This window comes from Acinetobacter sp. ANC 4173 (assembly GCF_004331255.1).
Classification (GTDB): domain Bacteria; phylum Pseudomonadota; class Gammaproteobacteria; order Pseudomonadales; family Moraxellaceae; genus Acinetobacter.
The window spans coordinates 1-19,356 of record NZ_SJOF01000020.1 but is presented as its reverse complement, the minus strand read 5'-3'; the positions used below and the strand labels follow the sequence as shown (position 1 = coordinate 19,356).

Annotated in this window: 18 protein-coding genes and 1 pseudogene; 10 read left to right on the top strand and 9 right to left on the bottom strand. The window is 40.7% G+C overall.

Annotation, left to right across the window (positions count from 1 at the left end; all coding sequences use genetic code 11):
- Positions 1–18 precede the first annotated feature (18 nt).
- From guaD to E0H94_RS17105, 3 genes and pseudogenes are all read right to left on the bottom strand, one after another.
- Positions 19–1,338, bottom strand: coding sequence for a guanine deaminase (guaD, locus tag E0H94_RS17115; RefSeq protein ID WP_131327593.1), 1,320 nt, complete (start codon positions 1,336–1,338; stop codon positions 19–21).
- 54 nt (positions 1,339–1,392) lie between these two features.
- A pseudogene (locus E0H94_RS17110) lies at positions 1,393–1,506 on the bottom strand (aromatic ring-hydroxylating dioxygenase subunit alpha); the annotation flags it as partial.
- 82 nt (positions 1,507–1,588) lie between these two features.
- A complete protein-coding gene (locus E0H94_RS17105; RefSeq protein WP_131327592.1) occupies positions 1,589–2,551 on the bottom strand; it encodes a TerC family protein in 963 nt (320 codons plus the stop codon).
- A 646-nt stretch (positions 2,552–3,197) separates the two neighbouring features.
- Between E0H94_RS17105 and E0H94_RS17100 the strand changes: the two genes are divergently transcribed.
- Together E0H94_RS17100 and E0H94_RS17095 are read left to right on the top strand one after the other, a co-directional pair.
- Positions 3,198–3,482, top strand: a complete 285-nt coding sequence (locus E0H94_RS17100) for a GNAT family N-acetyltransferase (protein WP_131327611.1) — start codon at positions 3,198–3,200, stop codon at positions 3,480–3,482.
- Positions 3,483–3,584: 102 nt separating this feature from the next.
- Positions 3,585–3,941 carry a hypothetical protein gene (locus E0H94_RS17095; protein WP_131327591.1) on the top strand — a complete coding sequence of 119 codons (357 nt, stop codon included), beginning with the start codon at positions 3,585–3,587 and terminating at the stop codon, positions 3,939–3,941.
- A 52-nt stretch (positions 3,942–3,993) separates the two neighbouring features.
- Here the strand turns inward: E0H94_RS17095 and mpl are convergent, their stop codons facing one another.
- Positions 3,994–5,358, bottom strand: a complete 1,365-nt coding sequence (gene mpl, locus E0H94_RS17090; protein WP_131327590.1) for a UDP-N-acetylmuramate:L-alanyl-gamma-D-glutamyl-meso-diaminopimelate ligase — start codon at positions 5,356–5,358, stop codon at positions 3,994–3,996.
- Between the two features lie 254 nt (positions 5,359–5,612).
- Here mpl and E0H94_RS17085 point away from each other — a divergent pair, with 254 nt between their 5' ends.
- The 4 genes from E0H94_RS17085 to E0H94_RS17070 all read left to right on the top strand — a co-directional run bounded on the left by E0H94_RS17085 (position 5,613) and on the right by E0H94_RS17070 (position 9,955).
- A complete protein-coding gene (locus E0H94_RS17085; protein WP_131265648.1) occupies positions 5,613–5,951 on the top strand; it encodes a DMT family protein in 339 nt (112 codons plus the stop codon).
- A 293-nt stretch (positions 5,952–6,244) separates the two neighbouring features.
- The gene (purE, locus tag E0H94_RS17080; protein WP_131327589.1) at positions 6,245–6,760 is read left to right on the top strand and encodes a 5-(carboxyamino)imidazole ribonucleotide mutase; all 516 of its coding nucleotides are present in this window, start codon (positions 6,245–6,247) and stop codon (positions 6,758–6,760) included.
- Positions 6,747–7,910, top strand: coding sequence for a 5-(carboxyamino)imidazole ribonucleotide synthase (locus E0H94_RS17075; protein WP_319922786.1), 1,164 nt, complete (start codon positions 6,747–6,749; stop codon positions 7,908–7,910). The genes purE and E0H94_RS17075 overlap by 14 nt, the downstream gene beginning before the upstream one ends.
- 746 nt (positions 7,911–8,656) lie before the next feature.
- On the top strand, positions 8,657–9,955 hold the full coding sequence (locus E0H94_RS17070) for a lytic murein transglycosylase (protein WP_131327587.1): 1,299 nt from the start codon (positions 8,657–8,659) through the stop codon (positions 9,953–9,955).
- 48 nt (positions 9,956–10,003) lie between these two features.
- On the opposite strand, the gene E0H94_RS17065 is transcribed toward E0H94_RS17070, so the two are convergent.
- From E0H94_RS17065 to E0H94_RS17045, 5 genes are all read right to left on the bottom strand, one after another.
- Positions 10,004–10,381, bottom strand: a complete 378-nt coding sequence (locus E0H94_RS17065; RefSeq protein WP_131327586.1) for a hypothetical protein — start codon at positions 10,379–10,381, stop codon at positions 10,004–10,006.
- A 118-nt stretch (positions 10,382–10,499) separates the two neighbouring features.
- Positions 10,500–11,399, bottom strand: coding sequence for a matrixin family metalloprotease (locus E0H94_RS17060; RefSeq protein WP_131327585.1), 900 nt, complete (start codon positions 11,397–11,399; stop codon positions 10,500–10,502).
- 110 nt (positions 11,400–11,509) lie between these two features.
- The gene (dnaK, locus tag E0H94_RS17055) at positions 11,510–13,453 is read right to left on the bottom strand and encodes a molecular chaperone DnaK (protein WP_131327584.1); all 1,944 of its coding nucleotides are present in this window, start codon (positions 13,451–13,453) and stop codon (positions 11,510–11,512) included.
- A 121-nt stretch (positions 13,454–13,574) separates the two neighbouring features.
- Positions 13,575–14,123, bottom strand: a complete 549-nt coding sequence (gene grpE, locus E0H94_RS17050; RefSeq protein WP_131327583.1) for a nucleotide exchange factor GrpE — start codon at positions 14,121–14,123, stop codon at positions 13,575–13,577.
- Positions 14,124–14,283: 160 nt separating this feature from the next.
- On the bottom strand, positions 14,284–15,177 hold the full coding sequence (locus tag E0H94_RS17045) for a LysR family transcriptional regulator (RefSeq protein ID WP_131327582.1): 894 nt from the start codon (positions 15,175–15,177) through the stop codon (positions 14,284–14,286).
- 108 nt (positions 15,178–15,285) lie between these two features.
- Between E0H94_RS17045 and E0H94_RS17040 the strand changes: the two genes are divergently transcribed.
- The 4 genes from E0H94_RS17040 (at position 15,286) to E0H94_RS17025 (ending at position 18,945) form a co-directional block, all read left to right on the top strand.
- Positions 15,286–16,140: an MBL fold metallo-hydrolase gene (locus E0H94_RS17040; protein ID WP_131327581.1), complete on the top strand. Its 855-nt coding sequence runs from the start codon at positions 15,286–15,288 to the stop codon at positions 16,138–16,140.
- 525 nt (positions 16,141–16,665) lie between these two features.
- A complete protein-coding gene (locus E0H94_RS17035) occupies positions 16,666–16,902 on the top strand; it encodes a hypothetical protein (RefSeq protein WP_131327580.1) in 237 nt (78 codons plus the stop codon).
- A 271-nt stretch (positions 16,903–17,173) separates the two neighbouring features.
- The gene (locus E0H94_RS17030) at positions 17,174–18,235 is read left to right on the top strand and encodes an alpha/beta hydrolase (protein WP_131327579.1); all 1,062 of its coding nucleotides are present in this window, start codon (positions 17,174–17,176) and stop codon (positions 18,233–18,235) included.
- Between the two features lie 158 nt (positions 18,236–18,393).
- On the top strand, positions 18,394–18,945 hold the full coding sequence (locus E0H94_RS17025; protein WP_131327578.1) for a peptidylprolyl isomerase: 552 nt from the start codon (positions 18,394–18,396) through the stop codon (positions 18,943–18,945).
- Positions 18,946–19,356 lie beyond the last annotated feature (411 nt).

The following is a 19,356-nucleotide window of genomic DNA, read 5'->3' as shown; positions in this document are numbered from 1 at the left end:
ATTGCGGGTGCAATGGCGTTATTTAGGTTGGACATAGGCCGCTTGACCATACACATAAGTTGCGTGAATATTACGATCATCACCCATGGTCATGAGGGCAAATAAGGCATCTTCAATGCCTTTGGCACGTTGTTGACGCAATGCTTGCAAGGCCGTGGCTTGCAGGTCGAGCACAATAAAATCGGCTTCTTTACCTACATTAAAGTTACCTAATTGCTGTTCAAGGCTTAATGCTTTGGCACCACCTAGGGTGGCATGATAAAGCGATTCAAAAGCAGACAGTTTGTCGCCTTGTAATTGCTGTACCTTATAGGCTTCATTTAATGTCTGGAGTTGGTTGAAGGATGTTCCTGCACCAATATCGGTGCCCAAACCGACTTTTACTTGTTTTTCCCAAGTCTTTTTCAAGGGGAACAAACCACTACCGAGAAACAGGTTTGAGGTTGGACAAAAAGCAATGGCTGAATCCGTGGCATGCATGCAATCCCATTCATGGTCTTCTAAATGCACGCAATGAGCAAAGACCGAACGCGATCCTGTAAGACCATAATGATGATAAACATCGAGATAACCTTGCTGTGCAGGGAATAATTCGTTTACCCAAGCAATTTCATTTTTATTTTCACTTAAATGCGTATGTACGTAGACATCTGGATATTCGGCTTTGAGTTGCCCTGCCAGTTGTAATTGTTCAGGCGTCGAAGTGGGTGCAAAACGTGGCGTGATGGCATAGAGTGCACGCCCCTGCCCGTGCCATTTTTCAATGAGGGCCTTTGAATCTGTATAAGCACGTTCAGGCGTGTCGCATAAAGCTTCGGGTGCATGACGGTCCATCATCACTTTGCCTGCAATGAGACGCATCTGGTGGCGTTGAGCAGCTTCAAATAAAGCATCAACTGATTCTGGATGGACGGTACAGAATACTAAGGCGGTGGTGGTGCCATTTTTTAACAGTTCTTGCACAAAGAATTCGGCAATTTTTGCAGCATATGCAGGGTCTTGAAATTGCATTTCGGTTGGAAACGTATAGGTATTCAGCCATTCCAACAGTTGTTCACCATAGGCACCGACCATTTCCGTTTGCGGGAAATGAATATGGGTGTCAATAAAACCAGGCACAATCAACTTCTCAGGATAATGTTGAATTGCAACGCCTGCTGGCAGATGTGCCGCTGCATCTTGCCAAGGACCAAACCATTGAATTTTTCCTGCTTCACTGATCAGCACGCCATCTTCTATATAACGCACTTGCTCGGCAATATCTGCAGCTTGAGCAACTAAATTTTGAATATCTAAAAAACGACCGCGAACGACAGTGGTCTGCAACAATGAAGACATGGAAAACCTTACAACTTTTACTTTTTTCGGTTGATTGTACCTGAAAATGCTTGGCTACACTGTATAACGTTGACTGAGTCCCCATTCGGCTAAAATATGGCGATATGTTGTAGATGAACGGTCTGCTTCAAAATGGGCTTCCATCATTAAATCCAATGGGAACTGCTCCTCTTCAATGTTGAGTGCCTCAGAAGTAGAAAAGACAGATTCAGCGGACTAAATCTGTCTTTCTAATATCAATTCATCAGGTTTAAGCCGATGGATTTTCTTGCTTTTTATTGTGGAGAATGGAGAGCCAAGCTGTAATCGCTAACACGACCACAATAAAGCCTAATGAAATCCAGATTGGCATATGGAAGACATCGAGCATCAACATTTTAAAACCAATAAACAACAGGATGATCCCGAGACCATACGGTAGGTAATGCATCTTCGACGCAGCGCCAGAGAGCAAGAAGAACATGGCACGCAGACCTAAAATGGCCATCAGGTTTGCCGTTAACACGATAAACGGATCACTGGTGACTGCAAAGATCGCAGGAATTGAATCTACCGCAAAAATTACATCAGACGCTTCAACCAGAATCAGGACTAAAAATAGCGGTGTAAACCACAACACACCATTTTGACGAACAAAGAACTTGTCACCTTGCAGTTGTGGCGTGATACGTAAATGTTTACGCAACCATTTCAATATCGCCATATTCTCGATGTCGGGATCATCATCTTGTCCTTTCAGGAACTTGAAGCCTGTGTAAACCAAGAACGCGCCGAACAGATATAAAATCCAAGAGAACTCTTGAACAAACCATGCACCAATAAAAATAAAGATGGTCCGCAGTACAATGGCACCAAGTACGCCGTAGAGCAAAATTTTACGTTGTAATGCAGGTGGAATCGCAAAGGCCGCAAAAATCATGAGCCAAACAAAGACATTATCAATGGCAAGGGATTTTTCCAGTAAATAACCCGCGATATATTCCATGGTTTTTTGGTTGGCAATTGCAACACCAACGGTTTGCTGTAAATACAGCCAGAGACCGCCTGCAAAGAGCATGGCCACACTAACCCAAGCAATACTCCAGCAGGCAGCCGTTTTAAGGGCAACTTGTTGTCCTTGTTTTTGTTTAAATCCGAGAAAGTCGATCAACAGCATAATAATCACAATGCCGAAGAACACCAAATACAGCCATAAATTGCCGATAGATTCCATAAAAATCCTCCACATCTGGCAATTGGCCACAAAAAAAACCTTGACCTGTTGCCAGATGATATAAACATCTGTGTCAACATGATCAAGGTCTTGCCTACATTACGCTGGGTAATGCTCAGATACCGACTTTTTGCAAAGTGTAATGACGATATTCTGACACGTCATCACAATAAATTGTGGCTGACGTCTGGAGGAGGCTACTCCCCTTGTTCAAATTCTGTATTGGACTGCGTCCAAATGATGGGGCAAGAATCGCATATTTTGTACAAAAGTGCAAATTTAAAGCAAATATAATCAATCTAAATCTGCTGATATTTGGTCTATGTGTTTAATGAATACCGAATAACAAAGACGTAAATTTTAAGGTTTAAATGGAACTGTGTTGTCGTATTGAGCGATCACTTTGGCCAATAACGAACCACAGAGCATTAATACGAAATAAATTAACATGCCGCTACTCCTGTGCGTACCATCTGTTTAGCATAGAAATAAATGGGCGTGAGCTTCATCCCTTAAACTAGGGATTTCCTGCATAAGGTGTAACCAGATTTTAAACTTTGGTCGATGCTCTTTAGCAAGGGGGTGTTTTTTCTACAGGGCTTATGGCATGTTAACCGTAGTTCATCTGGATAGAGGAAAACCGAGTATGCAATTCCAACACTATAATAATGCTGAAAAAGGGGAGTTTTTTCTAAATGATGCTGCGGGGCAACGTATTGCGGAAATCACCTATATCTGGCGTGATACGTCTACCATTGTGGCCGACCATACTTGGGTAGATGATTGTTTACGTGGTCAAGGTGTGGCACGTCAGTTGTTGGATGTCTTGGTCGAATATGCACGTGAACAACAGTTAAAAATTGTACCCGTGTGTACTTATGTTGATGTGATGTTTAAACGTGATCAAAGTTTATTGGATGTAGCGGCTTAATACAGTCATCGTATTTTGTTGTACTTTAAGGATTACAACTTAATGAGAACAACATGGTTGCGTTGCCTGAACAGTGTGTTTAACACAGTTGAATTGACGTAAATGAAGAAGCTTTTATCTCTTGCCCTATGTAGTTTGCTCTCCCCTTTAGTATTTGCTGAAGATTGTGCAAAACTTGAGGAAAAGGCGAGACAAAAAGAAGTCCAGATGATTCCCCGTTGGGGCATGAAAGTGATTGCCCCATCCAGAGTGTATTTTCATTCTGCACCAAGTAATAGTTGTAAAATCAAAGATCTGTTCATTCTTAAAAGTGACTCTATTACCGCGTATAGCACGTATGATGATGGCAAAGAACAATGGGTTTCGATCATGTATCTGAGTAAGCGTTTGGGTGATACGGTTCAAGGCTGGGCGAAACTAAAAGACTTTGAATATGTCGGAACCATGTCTGTTTTTTAATTGGGTAATGGTATAAAAAAGCCCGCCGTAGCGGGCTTTTAAATGCACACATTTAGGCGTTTAAAGCGCTGATCAATTTTTGGTGTAAGCCGCCAAAACCACCGTTGGACATAATCACCACGGCGTCACCCTCTCCTGCTTCGTTCACTACAGTTTGAATAATATCTTCGAGGGAACGCGCCACAATCGCTTTGTTGGATGCAGCATCAATCACGGGTTGTAAGTCCCAATCCAGACCTTCAGGTTGATACCAAATCACTTCATCTGCCAGACGTGCTGAATATGCCAGTCCATCTTTATGGCTACCCATACGCATGGTGTTTGAACGCGGTTCAATGATCGCCCAAAGTTTACGTTCACCTAAACGCTTACGTGCACCTTCAAGTGTGGTGTCAATCGCAGTTGGATGATGGGCAAAGTCATCATAGACTTCAACGCCACGAACGGTACCCAATAACTCCATACGACGCTTTACACCACCGAAGTGAGACAGTGCTTCACAGGCAGTTTCAATGCTTACGCCCACGTGTTCAGCCGCAGCAATGGTGGCTAAGGCATTCGCTACCGAATGTTGCCCTGTCATGTTCCATTTCACTTCGCCTTTGACTACACCGTGTTGTAATACTTTAAAATGGGAGCCATCTGCTGAAAGCTGTTCTGCATAAAGTGCTGCATTAGCTTGAGCCACTAAAGAAGTGCGTACCACAGGTGTCCAACAGCCCATTTCCAATACTTCATCAATGTTGCTTTCGGTAATTGGGGCAATAATGCGACCTTCACTTGGAATGGTACGCACTAAATGATGGAATTGTTTTTGAATGGCAGCCAAATCATCAAAAATGTCAGCATGGTCAAATTCAAGGTTGTTTAAAATGGCTGTTTTGGGATGGTAATGCACAAACTTAGAACGTTTGTCGAAAAATGCCGAATCGTATTCATCTGCTTCAACACAGAAGTATTTTCCGCCGCCTAAGCGAGCACTTTCAGAGAAACCTAAAGGCACGCCACCAATTAAAAAGCCTGGTTCTAAGCCTGCCTGATCCAATACCCACGCCAACATGGTGGTGGTGGTGGTTTTACCATGAGTCCCTGCAACCCCAAGCACATGTTTACCTTGCAAGACATGATCTGCAAGGAATTGTGGCCCTGAAATGTAGGGTAAACCCTCATTGAGCATATATTCAACTGCGTCAATTCCGCGTTTCATGGCATTGCCGACAATGACTAAATCGGGGTGCGGTTCTAAATGGCTACGATCATAGCCTTGCATTAAAGTAATGCCTGCATTTTCCAGTTGGGTGGACATGGGCGGATAAACGTTCAGATCTGAACCTGTTACCTTATGTCCTAAATCTCGCGCTAATAACGCCAATGAACCCATAAAGGTGCCGCAAATACCCAAAATATGCAGATGCATTGATCTTTAACTCCACTGCTTTTTGACACAGCACTTCGTAATTGGTGTTGTTGTCAGAATTGATTCGATTTGACAGCAACGATATCAAGGCTCTTAGCGAAAAGATAGTTTTTCTTGTATCAATTTAGACAGTTCATTTACAACAGATTGAGCCAAGATTAAAGTCGATAAAACTCCCTAAAAAGAGCACTTTGACTTATACTTTTGAGCCTATTTTAGGTCCTAATTGTGAATGTAGAGTAATGATGAATACCATGCTGATTCCGTTTGCATTGTTAGTAATATCCAATTGTTTTATGACATTGGCTTGGTATGGACATCTAAAATTTTTACATGGCGCACCCTTGTGGCAAGCAATTTTATTTGGCTGGTTAATTGCCTTACTAGAATATGCTTTTATGATTCCTGCCACTCGTCTCTTGGCACAGGATGGCTGGTCTGTAGGGCAAATGAAAATTACCCAAGAAGTTATGACCTTGTTGGTTTTTGTGCCATTTATGATTTATCTATTTAAACAGCCCTTTAAATTAGACTATCTCTGGGCTGGATGTTGTTTATTGGGTTGTGTGTATTTCGTATTTAGAAGCCAATAACAGTTTTAATAAGAATGCGGTTGTGGTGACTATTTTTCTGAGATGATGTAAAAAACTTACTGCAATCGGTTCACTATAGAACGGCCAAAATAGTACTTATAGCGGCTGATTTTTTCATCAAGGGAATCATTTCCTTATTTTTATCGAAAAAAAACTAAAAATATCTCGCTCTAGCCCTGCTTAAATTTTGGAGAGATGAAAAAGCAGTCTATAATATGGGGCTTCTGAACCATTTAAAGCTTGGCTCTCGTCGAGATTTATCCTCTTTCACACTAGTCTCTGGAACATTAGCAATGAATGCGGCCGCAGCACAAGACGCTCAACCCCTCGTAGGAATTATCATGGGTTCTCAATCTGATTGGGCGACTCTCGAACACACTGCCAATATGCTTAAGCAACTTGGTGTCCCATTTGAAGCTGAAGTGGTTTCTGCACACCGTACCCCAGATCGTTTATTCGAATATGCTGAAACAGCACGTGAGCGTGGTATTCAGGTGATTATTGCTGGTGCAGGTGGCGCAGCGCATTTACCAGGTATGTGTGCAGCAAAAACTGATTTACCGGTACTGGGTGTACCCGTAAAATCTTCAATCTTGAATGGTGTAGATTCATTGCTTTCAATCGTGCAAATGCCTGCTGGTATCGCAGTGGGTACATTGGCGATTGGTCCTGCGGGTGCAACCAATGCAGCGATTATGGCAGCACAAATTCTTGGTTTGACGCGTCCAGAGATTGCTGAAAATGTAGCAAATTTCCGTGCAGCACAAACGGAAAAAGTGGCAAGCAACAATATTCCTGGTCAAAACTAAAGCCAAGCTTAAAAACGGGACACAGGTTATGAACAAAACCATCGGTATTTTTGGTGGTGGTCAGTTGGGTCGTATGATGGCGCAAGCTGCTTTACCACTCAATATTCAATGTACCTTCTATGAAGCAGATACAGACTGCCCTTCCGCAGCTTTAGGTCAGGTGATTTCAAGTCAGACTGAACAAGGTCTGCAACAGTTTATTCAAAGTGCAGACGTTTTTAGTCTGGAATTTGAAAATACACCACTGGCTGATGTCGATCTTTTGACGCAAAGCAAAGCCATTCACCCACCACGTCAAGCTTTAGCTATTGCACAACATCGTTTGTCTGAAAAGGCATTGTTTGATGAGCTACAGATTCCAGTTGCGCCGTATCAAGCCGTGGATTCTTTAGCAAGTTTACAGCAAGCTGTTACGACGCTAGGTTTGCCACTGGTACTGAAAACAGCCACTGGCGGTTATGACGGTAAAGGTCAGTTTGTGCTGCGTAGCGAAGATCAAATTGAGCAAGCGTGGGCCGAATTAGGTCCAGCAAAAAGCTTGATTGCAGAAAGTTTTGTGACGTTCTCGCGTGAAGTTTCCATTATTGCAGTACGTGGTCAAGATGGTGAAGTAAAAACTTGGCCTTTGGCTGAAAATCATCACCATCACGGGATTTTGTCGCATTCGATTGTTCCTGCGCCCAACAGTGCGGATTTACAACCAGCGGCACAAGATTACATCACGCGTTTGTTGAATCACTTGAATTATGTCGGTGTGTTAACACTGGAATTGTTCGTGACGGAGCAAGGTCTATTTGCCAATGAGATGGCACCGCGTGTGCACAACTCAGGTCATTGGTCAATTGAAGGTGCGGTCTGTTCGCAATTTGAAAATCATATTCGTGCGGTTGCAGGCCTACCTTTGGGTTCAACCGAAGTGGTGCGCCCTACTGTGATGATCAATATCATTGGTCAATATCCAAAATCTGAGCAGGTTTTGGCGTTAAATGGTGCACATCTGCATTTATATAACAAAACAGAACGTGCGGGCCGTAAGATTGGTCACATTACTTTAATGCCAAATGACAGTACTCAATTGACCAGTTTATGCCGTCAATTGGCGAAAATTTTGCCTGTACCTTTAGCATTAAGCGAAGATATGACCATTTAAATCCTAAACTGTTTAGCAAAAAAGCGATCACTCTGTGGATCGCTTTTTTTATGCTGAGAACTCAGGCATGCTACGCGACCTTGCATTGAGGCAGTGCCTTTTATCGTAAATTTTAGCTTTTTGTTGTGTATTGAATGAATGAAAAATAAGCTTTAAATCGTATATTTGGGTTGTAGAAGAATAAGAAAATAGAAAAATATTTTGAATTTAAAACTTGGGTTTTGTAAAAAGTTTGAATTTAAATAAAGAATAAAACATCAACTGTGGATAAATTATTTGAATTTAAAACTGATTTTGGGTTTTAAATTTAAATTCTAAAATTTGTTTTTGAATTTAAATAGTCGATTGAGGACAAATAATATGAATTTAAACGTCAGTTGAAGCTTTAAATTCATTCTTTTAAATTTAAAAGCATGTGCATTGGGACTTTTGAATTCAAAATGCTGTATTCGATCTAATAATTCGCGTCGAGTGGGTTTGAATTGTAGGGTTGTCGGCTTTGAATTTAAAAAATACGGTTGTGGATAACCTGTTTTAAATTCAAATTTTTGGTTTTAAATTTAAAGTGATGCTTTTGAATTTAAATTAACGCGTGATTTGGGTTGTGGGTAACTATTTTTAAATTTAAAAGTGAAATATGAATTTAAAATTAAGAAAATGAATTCAAATTTTACCTTTCTTATCTGTCAATTTTGTACTGGAATGTTAAGGTAGGCGCATAATTTGAATTTAAAACGAAAGTGATGATGAAACGAATTAATTATTTTATTTTTGGATCCATTTTCTGGGTCGCGGCACCATCCCATGCAGAACTGATTATTAATGGTCAGCCTACTTCTGTTTCGACTTATAATAATAACTTAACAAACCAAAGTGCTTACAGTGCCGAGAATAATTTCCAAGGTTGTTTGTCAAATTTACGTAGTCAAGCCCTTAATGCAGGTGTCAGCGCTTCAACTTATGATCGTTATACCCAAAATTTAACGCCTGATTATAGCGTGATTGATAAGTTAAATTATCAACCTGAATTTTCGACTCCAATTTGGGATTATTTGTCGGGTCTGGTCGATAATGAACGGGTTGAAATGGGACGACAAAAATTAGCTCAGCATCGTGAGATCCTGAATCGTGTTGCCCAAACTTATGGTGTGCCTGTCGAAACTGTGGTGGCGGTTTGGGGTGTTGAGAGTAATTTTGGCAATATTTCGGGCAGTTATCCTTTATTACAAGCTTTAGGGACTTTAAGTTGTGAAGGTCGCCGTCAAAGTTATTTCCGTGGTGAGTTTTTTGCCACTATGCGTATTTTACAGCGTGGTGATTTAAAAGAAGAACAATTAAGGGGTTCGTGGGCTGGGGCATTTGGTCATACCCAGTTTATGCCTTCGACTTATGAAGAGTTAGCTGTCGATTTTGACGGTGATGGTCGCCGTGATTTGGTCTCGAGTACCTCAGATGCATTGGCTTCGACCGCCAATTTTTTGACCAAGCGGGGTTGGCAAACAGGTATGCCGTGGGGCTTTGAGGTAACTACGCCCGCAAGCCTGTCTATTTCAGGTGAAGGGCGCCGTAATAAGAAAAGTTTGTCTTACTGGATCAATCAAGGGCTGACGCGAGCAGATGGTGGTGCTTTAATTCAAGGCAATTTATCTACCAGTACCCCAGCAGGATTAATGGCACCCGCAGGTGAAAATGGACCTAAATTCCTAGTTTTTAAGAACTTTGATGCCATTTATGGTTATAACGCAGCTGAAAGTTATGCCTTAGCGATTGCGCATTTATCGGATCGTTTACAAGGCAAAGGTGAGTTTCAACAAAGTTGGCCCACCAATGATGCAGGTACGTCGCGTGCAGAACGTCGTGAAATTCAGCAATATTTACTCAATCGTGGTTATGACATTGGTCAAGTAGATGGTTTGATTGGTGATAAAACCCGACAAGCGATTCGTGATGAGCAAATTCGTATGGGTTTAAATTCGACTGGACGTGCAGGGCAACAGACTTTGCAGGCCTTTCGTAATGAAAATGCCAAATTAATGATGAAGTAAAACGGAAAGATGACGGTGCAGGTGTACCGTCATCGCATTTCAGGTGCTTTATTCGACTTCGATCGGATCTAATTTTACCGCGTCTAGAATATCAAAAATAACAGTGGTCACATCTTGACTTAAATCGCGGTTATTAAAAATTTCATGTGCAGTGATGGTGACATCTGTATCACTTGGTAAAAGTCGTTGTTCTTCTTCAATCAAGTGCTCAATCGGCAGCAAAGTCTGCTTGATTTCTAAATGCAAAATATCCTGATATTCAATATTTTCATCTTCCAGTTCAATTTCTTGCTCATTGAAATACGGCAGGATAATAGAGTGGAGATAAGGCTGAATTTCAATAATATCAAACAATTCCAGATCGCGTGTCTGTTCAATTGTGCTGATATGATCATTCACTTCAATGAGAATATGGTAGTAACTCACATTGTTCTCCGCTCAGTTTGCTGTGTGGATGGTTCTATCACAATAGCATGAAATCCAATCTTTTGCTGCGCAAATCAAGCAAAAAGCCTTATAAGGTTTAAGGGTATTTTTCACAAGGCTATTGGTGTGCAGCCAATAACTGTAAATCTGCAGCTCTGAGCCTAAAATGCTGTAAATCTTGTTCTCCTAAAATAGGATACATCAGGGCTTGTGGGTCATTATGATGCGCCAATCCTAGCGCATGGCCTAATTCATGTGCGATGGTGAGTCTAAGATCATCATTTCCATCAAATTGGTAGATTTCAATTTTATTGCCCATAAACACGCCTTTATGAAATTCGCGTGCAGGGAAGCGTTGTTGGGCTTGTAAAATTTGTTGATTCAGTTGTGCGATACCCACATTGTGTTGATCGACTTGTTGGTTAAATGAATCATTCTGTTGTTGAAAATAAGCCGCTTCTTGTTCGAACTGGGCAGTTCTGTATTGTAGTTGGAGGAGTTGATCACGTAAATTTTGTTGCTGTTGTGCGGACTGTACCTGAGCTTGTTGGCTGTTTAAATAGCGATATTCAGCTTCCAATTGTTGTTTTTGTTGTTCTAAACGATGTTGGGTTAAATCTAGCTGAGTTCTGGCGCGTTCAATATTATCCGAAGAGCGGTTGTTTTGATTCTTGCTCTTATCTAGTTTTTGTTGGGTTTGCTTCAAGGCATTGGCATCTTGCTGACGTTGATCATAGATTAACTCGATACTGAGTTTTGCATTTGGATCATAAACAAACAGCGTTTGTTGTGTACCTTGCTGCCAGATTTCTAGGGCTTCCTGACTCAGTTGTATGACTTGAGCTTGAGTGAGACCAAAACGCGGATCAACATTGCCAATTCTAAAGCGTAATCGTTGGTCAAAAGGATGAAATACTCGATCTGACCAGGCGTTATAACGTAATTGATAGTGTGCATGGCTTTGGTAACTGAGCCAAAGTACAGCCAAGAAGAGTAGCGTTAAACCAAATCGATGCATAAATCATTTTTCTTTTTCGTTTGTGCTTAATGTAGCGAAAAGTAAGGATTGTGGAAATATTTTTCAATAAAAAAACCGCGCTTTCGCGCGGTCTTTTTTAAAGAGACAAATTATTTTTTGTCATCTTTGACTTCAGTGAACTCAGCATCTACAACGCCATCGTCCGCTTTCTGTTGTTGACCAGCAGCATCACCTTGGAATGCATTTGGATCAAAACCTTCAGCGCCACCAGCACCTTGCGCTTGTTCATAAGCACGTTGGGTGATTGGCATTAAGATGTTTTGTAAAGCTTCAGTTTTCGCTTTAATGTCTTCAACATCATTTTCTTTAGTTGAAGCTTCAAGTTCAGAAACCGCAGTAGCGATTGCAGTTTTTTCATCTTCAGTAACTTTATCACCAAGATCTTTTACTGCTTTATTCGAGCTAGAAACAAGAGCATCCGCTTCGTTACGAGCTTTTGCTAACTCTTCAAACTTACGATCTTCTTCAGCATTCGCTTCAGCATCTTTGATCATTGCTTCGATTTCAGCATCAGACAAACCTGAGTTTGCTTTAATCTGGATTGATTGCTCTTTACCCGTGCTCTTATCTTTCGCAGATACTTTCAAGATACCATCCGCGTTGATGTCGAACGATACTTCAATTTGCGGAACACCACGTGGAGCAGGTGGGATATCGCCTAATTGGAAGTTACCCAACAATTTGTTTTGTTGAGCCATTTTACGTTCACCTTGGTAAACTGAAATGTCTACCGCAGGTTGGTTGTCTGCAGCAGTAGAGAACACTTGTGATTTCTTCGCAGGAATCGTGGTGTTTTTCTCAATAATTGCTGTTAACACGCCACCCATAGTCTCAATACCAAGAGTCAATGGAGTTACGTCAAGAAGAAGTACGTCAGTTTTGTCACCAGACAACACTGCACCTTGAATCGCAGCACCAATCGCAACCGCTTCATCCGGGTTCACGTCTTTACGTGGCTCTTTGCCAAAGAACTCTTGAACTTGTTGTTGAACCATTGGCATACGTGATTGACCGCCTACCAAGATTACGTCAGAGATGTCAGAAGTCGAAAGACCAGCATCTTTAAGCGCGATACGGCAAGGCTCAATGGTACGAGCCACTAAATCAGCCACTAAACCTTCAAGTTTTGCACGAGTTACATTGATCACTAAGTGTTTAGGACCAGTCGCATCAGCCGTGATATATGGAAGGTTAATTTCAGTCGCATTTGATGAAGAAAGCTCGATTTTTGCTTTTTCAGCAGCTTCTTTCAAACGTTGTAACGCAAGTGGATCATTTTTCAAGTTCACACTTTGTTCTTTCTTAAATTCTTCAACCAAGAATTCAATTAATGCGTTATCAAAGTCTTCACCGCCAAGGAAAGTATCACCATTGGTTGATAACACTTCGATTTGTTGGTCGCCATCAAGGTCAGCAATTTCAATGATAGATACGTCAAAAGTACCACCACCTAAGTCGTAAACTGCAATTTTGCGGTCGCCTTCTTTTTTGTCCATACCGAACGCAAGTGCCGCAGCAGTTGGTTCGTTGATGATACGTTTCACATCAAGACCAGCGATTTTACCCGCATCTTTGGTTGCTTGACGCTGAGCATCGTTAAAGTAAGCAGGCACCGTAATCACGGCTTCTGTCACTGTTTCACCTAAATAATCTTCAGCTGTTTTCTTCATCTTTTTCAAGATTTCAGCAGAGATTTGTTGTGGTGCAAGTTTTTTGTCGTTGACTTCAACCCAAGCATCGCCATTGTCTGCTTTGATGATTTTGTAAGGTACAAGACCGATGTCTTTTTGTACCGCTTGGTCTTCATAACGACGACCGATTAAACGCTTGATCGCGAATAATGTATTTTTAGGGTTAGTCACGGCCTGACGTTTTGCAGACTGACCAACCAAGATTTCACCATCTTTATACGCAATGATCGATGGAGTTGTACGAGCGCCTTCAGCGTTCTCGATTACTTTAACTTTGTCGCCTTCAAGTACAGCAACGCATGAGTTTGTTGTACCTAAGTCAATACCAATGATTTTAGCCATTAGATCTGTTCCTCAAAAATTTTTGTGCAATGTTTTTGCTTGTTATCCGATATGAGAGCCGTTCAAAATTTTTCAAGTTATTTTTCTGAAAATTTTTCACAAACTCCCGTATTTATAGGGTTTATGCGCCTACCATCACCATAGCAGGGCGAAGTAAACGACCATTTAAGGTGTAACCTTTCTGTAAAACGGTCCCAATTTCGTTCGCTTTGGCATTTGGATCAATCCCAACCGCTTGGTGTAAATCTGCATTGAAACCATTTTTTGTATCTGCCTCGATCACACCAAATTTCTCAAGGGTGGTCAGTAAAGATTTCAAAGTCAGTCTTACACCTTCAAGTACAGGAGTTTCTTCTTCACCTGCGGCTTGAATGGCACGTTCTAAATTGTCCACAACATCGAGAAGTTCTTTGGCGAACTTTTCCAAAACCGTCTCTTTGTGTTTGTCAGATTCACGTTGAATGCGCTCAACACTCTTCTGTGCTTCATAAACGGCATTTGCTGTACGGGCTTTTTCTAATTTCAAGCTTTCTTCAAGTTTGCCGATTTGCGCTTGTAAATCTTCAACTGAAACGTTTGTTTGCTCGGTTTCAGCTTGAGTTTGCGCTGTTTGTGACTCAGCTTGCTCTTGTTGAAGGTCTTGAGCCTGTTCGTTTTGCTCAGTTGTCATTGATTTACTCCGTTTAAAAGGGTTCTTAAACATGTACAGTCCTTTGGCGTCAGTGTTCACTGGTTAATTCTGAACTGTCATGAGTTATGAAATTCATGATTAGTAAAAGAGGTCGGGGCAGGAAAGCAAAATTCAAGTTGCATGCTTGATTAAATTTGCACTATTTCTGTTTTTTCTCAGATAAATTGAAGTGTTGAATCACAAATGCGATGAATTCTTGCGTTTTTTTACTTAAATGTCGCCGCGATGAATACACCACAGACAGTTGCATTTGCGGCAGGGCGTAGTCGGGCAGAATCTGATGTAGCCGATTTTGATTCAGCTCAGTTTGCACCAATGCGGTTGGTAACATGGCAATGCCCTGTGCCTGTTTGCACATTTCTAATAACGCATAGGCATCATTGCTTTGGATCACACTATGTAAGTTATAGTTTTGCGGGTGTTGATTGGGTGCGTTTAGCGTCCAAACCGAATGCATGCTGTGATGGGTCAGGCAGGTATGTTGTAACAACTGTTCAGGATGTTGAATCTCGGGCGCTTGTGCCAAATAATCGGAATGTGCGCATAAAACAGAGTCAATCGGAAAGAGCGGGCGAGCAATTAAACCTTCAGCTATTTTAGGGCTAATCCGAAAGGCTAAATCGATTTGGGCATCAATTAAATCGAGAGTGTCTTCTGTAATCACAATATCGAATTGTACAAATGCAAACTGCTGTCTAAATTGCTTAATGCATTCTGCTAGGCCATTTTGCAGTAAAAAAAGCCCTGTAGTCAGTCGAATGGTACCAATCTGTTGTTGATCATGAGTCATTTCTAAAAGGAGTTGCTGCTGTTGCAAAATATTCTCGCAGTAATGCAGAGCTTGCTCTCCTGTCGATGTCAGGGAAATTTTACGGGTATTGCGATGAAATAATCGGGTCGAAAAATGATTTTCTAGATGTTCAAGGTAGCGAGATACCATGGCGCGAGAAACATTGAGCTGGTCTGCGGCTTTGGTCAAACTGCCTTGTTGGGCAATACAGACAAAGACTTGAATGGCTTTTAGGGTATCCATATTTATGTTTATTGTTGCGTATATTGCAACAGTTTATCTTAAGTTGAGCTGTTTATTTGTCAGAAACTGAAATTTAAAATATTCAAAATCAAATAAGAGATGAATACCATGCAAACCAAGTTTTATGCCCTTGCCTTCACTGCTTTAGCGCTTAGCTCCACTGCCTATGCGCAAGACCTAAAAATTCACACCTATTTAGCTAAGCCTGAACATTTCGGCGTGACATCTACCCTGATTGAAGGCGATAAAGAAGTCATGTTGGTGAATGCTCAATTTTCTAAATCAGAGGCACTGAGAATTGCCGCGGATATTCTCGATCGAGGTAAGACTTTAAGCACGATTTTTGTCAGCTATGGTGATCCTGACTATTATTTTGGTTTGGATGTTTTTCAGTACTATTTCCCGAAGGTTAAAATCATTGCAACGCCTGAAACGGTGCAACATATTCAAGATACCCAAGCATTAAAAGTGCAGTACTGGGGAGAAAAAATGGGAGCCAACGCACCAAGCAAAATTATTGTTCCGCAAGCCTATACGGCTCAAATTTTAAAGCTTGAAAGTGAACAGATTGACATTAAAGGTCAAAAAGAACTGACCTATTTATGGATTCCAAGCGCTAAAGCAGTGGTCGGTGGAATTCCTGTTTCATCGGGTATTCATTTGTGGATGGCAGACACGCCAAGCTCCAAAGATCGTGCTGAAGTGGTTAAGACATTGGAATCAATCAAAGCGCTTCAACCTGAAGTCGTGGTTCCTGCACATATGAACGCTGGTGCGGCCGAAGGTCTTGATGCTGTGAATTTCTCGATAGACTATTTAAAGCAATATGAGAAAGCGGTGAAAGCCAGCAAAAACTCAGCTGAGTTAATCGGAATCATGCACACACAGTATCCTGCTTTAGGTGAGTCAAGCAGCTTAGAGTTGGGCGCTAAAGTGGTCAAAGGCGAGATGCAGTGGCCTTAATGATAATTTGCATAAAAATGATCATGATGAGCAGACTTTCATGATTTGGGCAAATGTTTTGAGGACGGATCACCACAATCACGGTCATCGTGGTTTATAGATATTTTAAAAATCTGTTTTTAAAGCTTATTCAACCTTTGAATAAGCTTTTTTTTGAAAATTGTTGAGAATTGCTACATCGTATAGGTTGAGCACAGTAGAAACGTGATGAGTTAAAGGTTCTGTAGATACTTGGCAACAGCAGTAAGTCTTTTCATTTCGATATTTTTTAAGAAAACCTACTTTCTGAGGTGTATTGAGCTGCAACGATGTACTTTATGCGATTAAAAATAATCACTTAATTCATTTTCTTGCTCGAAGAAAAAAATGATGCTTCAAAACAAGCTTAATAAAAGATTGCAGAATGTAACCAACAAATAAAAAACGCTCACCATACATGTGCGCAACGCATTGAAAAAACATGAATGATGACTTCGCAAAACTAAAGATTGGTTTTTGTATTTTTTATTTGAAGAGGAACAAAGTATGAAAAAAGTCGGACTATTGACGATTTCTATGTTAGCTATTTCAGTGCTTGCAGTGGGTTGTGCATCTAAAGACCCTGTACAAGCGACTGAAACAGCTCAAATCTCGACTGGAGCAGAGGTTGCAGTACAAGGACAAGACGGAATTGCGACACAAGTCGATGGATCTGTAAACTCGAATGTCCCTCAGGCATCAACGGAGCAAATGCAAAACCAACCGCAATCGATTCAACAATAACGCATAATGTTGTTGAGTTGAAAACGGCATATAGAGTGAAGACAGTACTTGAATGAGGTGTACTGTCTGAAGCTATCTCAATTCAAAATTATTTCAGTATTTTCTATGTAAGACTGCGTGTGTATTGATGATTTTGACTTAAACTTGCAGTCATAGTGTTAATGACAATATGCTTAAAGCAGATTAGCTTTGTTGCAAAAGCCATAATTTAAGGTTGAACTTGTTCAGTAAAGTTTGACCGAAAGATAAAACAACAAGGAATAAGTCGTTTATGGGCATCTCAATACAAAAAGTGATGGAGCAAAATCAAGCTACAGTAGCGCGACTACTCGATAAGTTGCCTAATTTTGTACAGGAGAATATCGTCAAGGCCTTAGCCTATCCTTATCACTACCCCGAATTAGACTCCTTTATTAAATGTCTAGTGGCAGTTCAATACAAACAGAACAAAGTAGGCTTTATTTCGGCAGATGCACAACACTCTCGTAAAGCCTTTGAATTACAAAGTCAGCTTATTACAGCAAAATCGACCGCCATTAAACAGGTCGAAGATTTACGCTTACCTTTGCAAAGTGGAACTATTTTTGCGCGTCACTATCATCCTGCGCCCAATAAAAAACTTCCGATGTTGGTGTTCTATCATGGAGGAGGCTTTGTGGTGGGCAGTATCGATAGTTATGATGAAGTGTGTCGTTTATTGGCTGTACATGCGCATGTCCAAGTGCTCAGTATTGATTATCCTTTGGCACCAGAAGCCTCGCCATATCAAATTGTACAGAGCTGCGAAGATGCCTTGGCTTGGGTGTATCAAAATCGAAAGCAACTCAAAATTTTAAAAAATCGTATAGCAGTTGCAGGTGACAGTGCAGGTGGCAATTTAAGTGCGGTGGTTGCGCAACGCAGTATAGGTAAAGCCTATGCCCCGCAAGTCCAGTTCCTAATTTATCCAGCATTAGACTTTAAAAGTCGTCATCCTTCCTTTTTTGCTTATAAAGATGGTCTAGTTTTAACTGGAGATGATATCGATACTGTGACCGCACATTATGCCACTCAGCATCAGGTTGCTTTGGATGATCCAATTATTTCCCCGACTTATGGTAGTTTAAGAAAATTAGCGTCCGCCTTTGTTGTTACGGCAGGGCATGATGTACTGCATGATGAAGCTGAGATCTATGCCCATAAGCTACGACATCATGGTGTCTCCGTGGCATATCATAATTATCCAAGCATGACTCATGGTTTCATTAACATGGCGGGCTTATCGCGGACTGCGAAGAAAAATTATATCGAAATGAGTAAAAAATTCAGAAAATTTTGGGATAAACACAGTTAAAGTAAGATGCAAATAAAGCATTTTAAATATTTGAATATCCATACATAAATTTAAAACAATGATTTAGATCTTATAAATAGAAAGTTTAAAAGTATCTGAATTTAAAGAGTTGTGTTAAATATAACCAAATATAAAACAGCATTATAGGAACCCACAACATGTTAAAACAGAGCCTCGCGTTATTGACTGCGGCTACATTCAGTGTGTGTACCTATGCAGCCAATACTCTGGTGGAAATGAAAACATCAATGGGAAATATTGAAATTGAGCTATTTAATGATAAAGCACCAGTTTCAGCCAAAAACTTTGAAGACTACGCAAAAGCAAATTTCTATAACGGAACTATTTTTCACCGTGTCATTCCTGGTTTTATGATTCAGGGTGGAGGAATGGATGCCAACATGGTCGAAAAGCAAACCAAAGCACCTATTAAGAACGAATCTTCAAATGGTTTAAAGAACACGCGTGGCACTCTGGCAATGGCACGTACCAATAACCCAAACTCAGCCACCAGCCAATTCTTTATTAATGTCGTTGACAATGACTTTTTAAATAAAGGATCTATGAATGCAGGCTATGCGGTTTTTGGTAAGGTGACGAAGGGGATGGATGTGGTCGATAAAATTATCAAAGTACCGACTGCTAGCTATGGTATGCACCAAGATGTACCGACGCAACCAGTGAAAATTCTCAGTGTGAACATTAAGTAAGCAAGCTCCACTAAATCATTAAAAAAAACAGCAGAAATATTTTATTCATATTTCTGCTTTATAATTAATAGTTTACCTTATATTTTGTGTAGTAATGAACCAAAACAGTGCATAAAAATACAACACCCGATAAAGCAGCCAGTTAAAAGAGCTTGCACTCGTAGCAAAACCGTATAGAATGCATCCCATACCGACGAGATAGACGGAAACGAACGAAGCGTGAAGCGCTGAGTTGTTGAGTTTATCGAAGTCCAGCTTCTAGCGCTGACGAGGTGTTAGAAAGATCATTAAGAGATTATGAAGAACAACTTGTGTGGATTTTTACTGATTGATTAATCGAAATTATTTTCATTGATTGATGGTAGAAATTACTCGAAGTTTATTTGAGAAATATTTGTCAGAAAATTGATG

Excerpts from the sequence above, each read along its gene's own strand:
- guaD (WP_131327593.1), bottom strand. The coding sequence starts at position 1,338 with ATGTCTTCATTGTTGCAGACCACTGTCGTTCGCGGTCGTTTTTTAGAT.
- E0H94_RS17105 (WP_131327592.1), bottom strand. The coding sequence starts at position 2,551 with ATGGAATCTATCGGCAATTTATGGCTGTATTTGGTGTTCTTCGGCATT.
- E0H94_RS17100 (WP_131327611.1), top strand. The coding sequence starts at position 3,198 with ATGCAATTCCAACACTATAATAATGCTGAAAAAGGGGAGTTTTTTCTA.
- E0H94_RS17095 (WP_131327591.1), top strand. The coding sequence starts at position 3,585 with ATGAAGAAGCTTTTATCTCTTGCCCTATGTAGTTTGCTCTCCCCTTTA.
- mpl (WP_131327590.1), bottom strand. The coding sequence starts at position 5,358 with ATGCATCTGCATATTTTGGGTATTTGCGGCACCTTTATGGGTTCATTG.
- E0H94_RS17085 (WP_131265648.1), top strand. The coding sequence starts at position 5,613 with ATGCTGATTCCGTTTGCATTGTTAGTAATATCCAATTGTTTTATGACA.
- purE (WP_131327589.1), top strand. The coding sequence starts at position 6,245 with ATGAATGCGGCCGCAGCACAAGACGCTCAACCCCTCGTAGGAATTATC.
- E0H94_RS17070 (WP_131327587.1), top strand. The coding sequence starts at position 8,657 with ATGAAACGAATTAATTATTTTATTTTTGGATCCATTTTCTGGGTCGCG.
- E0H94_RS17060 (WP_131327585.1), bottom strand. The coding sequence starts at position 11,399 with ATGCATCGATTTGGTTTAACGCTACTCTTCTTGGCTGTACTTTGGCTC.
- dnaK (WP_131327584.1), bottom strand. The coding sequence starts at position 13,453 with ATGGCTAAAATCATTGGTATTGACTTAGGTACAACAAACTCATGCGTT.
- grpE (WP_131327583.1), bottom strand. The coding sequence starts at position 14,123 with ATGACAACTGAGCAAAACGAACAGGCTCAAGACCTTCAACAAGAGCAA.
- E0H94_RS17045 (WP_131327582.1), bottom strand. The coding sequence starts at position 15,177 with ATGGATACCCTAAAAGCCATTCAAGTCTTTGTCTGTATTGCCCAACAA.
- E0H94_RS17040 (WP_131327581.1), top strand. The coding sequence starts at position 15,286 with ATGCAAACCAAGTTTTATGCCCTTGCCTTCACTGCTTTAGCGCTTAGC.
- E0H94_RS17035 (WP_131327580.1), top strand. The coding sequence starts at position 16,666 with ATGAAAAAAGTCGGACTATTGACGATTTCTATGTTAGCTATTTCAGTG.
- E0H94_RS17030 (WP_131327579.1), top strand. The coding sequence starts at position 17,174 with ATGGGCATCTCAATACAAAAAGTGATGGAGCAAAATCAAGCTACAGTA.
- E0H94_RS17025 (WP_131327578.1), top strand. The coding sequence starts at position 18,394 with ATGTTAAAACAGAGCCTCGCGTTATTGACTGCGGCTACATTCAGTGTG.